Origin of the sequence: uncultured Sphingomonas sp. (assembly GCF_964237155.1) — a bacterium.
Lineage (GTDB): Bacteria > Pseudomonadota > Alphaproteobacteria > Sphingomonadales > Sphingomonadaceae > Sphingomonas.
The window spans coordinates 1-2,800 of the sequence record NZ_CAXSHH010000145.1; the positions used below are offsets into that span (position 1 = coordinate 1).

Below are 2,800 nucleotides of genomic sequence, written 5' to 3' on the forward strand. Positions count from 1 at the left end.
CGTCGAGCGCGGCCTCGAAGATGGCACGGGCCTGCATCTCGTAGATCTCGGGATATGTCACGCCGAGGCGGCAGCCACGGTGGCCGAGCATGGGGTTGACCTCGTGCAACTCGGCGGCGCGGCGTTTGAGCACGTCGACATCGACCCCGGCCGCCTCGGCGACATCGGCAAAGTCGGCTTCCTCAGTCGGCAGGAACTCGTGGAGCGGCGGGTCGAGGAGGCGGATCGTGCAAGGGAGGCCGGCCATGATCGCGAAGATCTCGGCGAAGTCGGCGCGCTGTTCGGGGAGGAGCTTGGCGAGCGCGGCGCGGCGGCCGGCTTCGTCGGCGGCGAGGATCATCTGGCGGACGGCGGTGATGCGCGCGGCGTCGAAGAACATGTGTTCGGTGCGGCACAGGCCGATGCCCTCCGCGCCGAAGCCGCGACCGGTGCGGCAGTCGGCGGGAGTCTCGGCGTTGCAGCGGACCTTCATGCGGCGGGCTGCGTCGGCCCATTCCATCAGCGCGCCGAAGTCGCCCGACAGCTCAGGCTCGATAGTAGCGACCGCGCCGAGCATCACCTCGCCGGTCGTGCCATCGATGGTGAGCAGGTCCCCTTCCCTCACCTCGCGCTGCCCTACCCGCATGACGCGTGTCTTGAGGTCGATGGAGATCGCGCCCGCGCCGGAGACGCACGGGCGGCCCATGCCGCGCGCGACGACGGCGGCGTGGCTGGTCATGCCGCCGCGCGCGGTCAGGATGCCGCGCGCGGCGTGCATGCCGTGGATGTCCTCCGGGCTGGTTTCCGTGCGTACGAGGATCACGGCGTCGCCGTTCGCGCTTCGCTTCTCGGCGGTGTCGGCGTCGAACACGGCCGCGCCGCTCGCCGCGCCGGGGCTGGCGGGGAGGCCGTTGGTCAGGACGTCACGGGGCGCGTTCGGGTCGAGCGTGGGGTGGAGGAGCTGGTCGAGCGCCTGGGCATCGACGCGGAGTACGGCCTCGTCCCGTGTGATCAGGCCCTCGTCGGCCATGTCGACCGCGATCTTAAGCGCGGCCTTGGCGGTGCGCTTGCCCGAGCGGGTCTGGAGCATCCAGAGTTGGCCGCGTTCGACGGTGAACTCGATGTCCTGCATGTCGCGGTAATGGTGTTCGAGCGTGTCGAACACGGTCGCGAGCTCGCCGTAGACCTTTGGCATCGCCTCCTCCATCGAGGCGGGTCTGGCCCCGGCGTCGGCGCGGGCCTTGGCGGTCAGGTACTGGGGCGTGCGAATTCCGGCGACGACGTCCTCCCCTTGCGCGTTGATCAGGAACTCGCCGTAATAGGCGCGGTCGCCCTTGGCGGGGTCGCGGGTGAAGGCGACGCCGGTGGCGCTGGTCTCGCCCATGTTGCCGAACACCATCGCCTGGACGACGACGGCGGTGCCCCAATCGGCGGGGATATCGTTCAGGCGGCGGTACACCTTGGCGCGGTCGGACCGCCATGAGCCGAACACCGCGCCCACCGCGCCCCATAGCTGGTCGTGGACGGCTTGCGGAAAGGGCTTGCCCCACTGCGACTGGACGAGTTGCTTGTACTCGGCGACGAGTTCCTGGAGGTCGGCGGCCGAGAGCTCGGTATCGAGCGTGAAGCCGCGGTCTTCCTTGGCAACCTCGAGCGCCTCCTCGAAGCTGCCGTGATCGAGGTCGAGCACGACGTCGGCGTACATCTGGATGAAACGGCGGTAGCTGTCCCAGGCAAAGCGTGGGTCGCCGGAAGCCTGAGCCAGGCCCTGGACGGTCTCGTCGTTGAGGCCGAGATTGAGGACGGTGTCCATCATGCCGGGCATCGACACGCGCGCGCCCGAGCGGACGGAGACGAGTAGGGGGTCGGCGGGGTCGCCGAAGCGCTTGCCCGTGATCCGTTCGATGTGGGCCAGGCCGGTCGCGACCTCTTCGCGCAAGCTGTCGGGAAAGGCCTGGCCCTCGTCGTAATAGCGGGCGCACATGGCGGTCGAGATCGTGAAGCCGGGAGGCACGGGAAGGCCGATCGAAGCCATCTCGGCGAGGTTCGAACCCTTGCCGCCGAGCAGGTTGCGGTCGCCCCGGCCGCCGTCCGATACTCCGCCGCCGAAGCGGTACACGTACTGCGTCATGGACACCCCTGGTTAGCGGCGACCCGGCGCCGGTCGCCTTTGCTTGACACCGCTTTACGCCAAAGTCGCTTGTTGCACGCGTGAAGTTTGAAACATTCTGTCCCGCCAGGCCGGAAAGTCACTAAAGGTCACGCCAAGGACACCGAGCGGCTCAACCCTCGATCTTCGAGAAATCCGCGACCGAGTGAACCGAGTCGCGGACGCGGGCGAGCAGCCGAAGCCGCGCCTCGCGCTTCGCGGGGTCGGGGTCGTTCACCGTCACCTTGTCAAAGAACGCGTCGATCGGGGCGCGGAGAGACGCCAGCGCGGTCATGGCGCGGGCGAAATCCTCGTCCTTGATCGCGGCGGTCGCCATCGGCTCAGCCGAGTCGAGGGCGGTCGCGAGCGCGCTCTCCTCCGGTTCAAGCGTGTAGGACAGCGAATTCTTCTGCTCCCTCTCCCCCTCGGGGAGAGGGCTGGGGAGAGGGGTTGCTCCGAGCGCGGCCGGTTCTCGGGACAGCCCCTCTCCCCGGCCCTCTCCCCGGAGGGGAAAGGGAGAGGAAGCGGTCCACCCTTCCTTCTTCAGAATGTTGGCGGCGCGCTTGTAGCCGCTGAGCAGGGTCGCGCCGTCCTCCGTCCCAACGAACCCTTGAAGTGCGCGGACGCGGGCGAGGAGGCGGACGAGATCGTCCTCGCCCCCGAGCGCGAACA

Annotated in this window: 2 protein-coding genes; both read right to left on the bottom strand. The window is 68.8% G+C overall.

Going from position 1 to position 2,800, the window contains the following annotated elements:
• The coding region (gene ppdK / locus ACFE71_RS15420; RefSeq protein ID WP_375429641.1) for a pyruvate, phosphate dikinase at positions 1–2,110 on the bottom strand (2,110 nt) is incomplete at its 3' end.
• A 151-nt stretch (positions 2,111–2,261) separates the two neighbouring features.
• A partial coding sequence (locus ACFE71_RS15425) for a DALR anticodon-binding domain-containing protein (RefSeq protein WP_375429642.1) occupies positions 2,262–2,800 on the bottom strand: 539 nt, incomplete at its 5' end.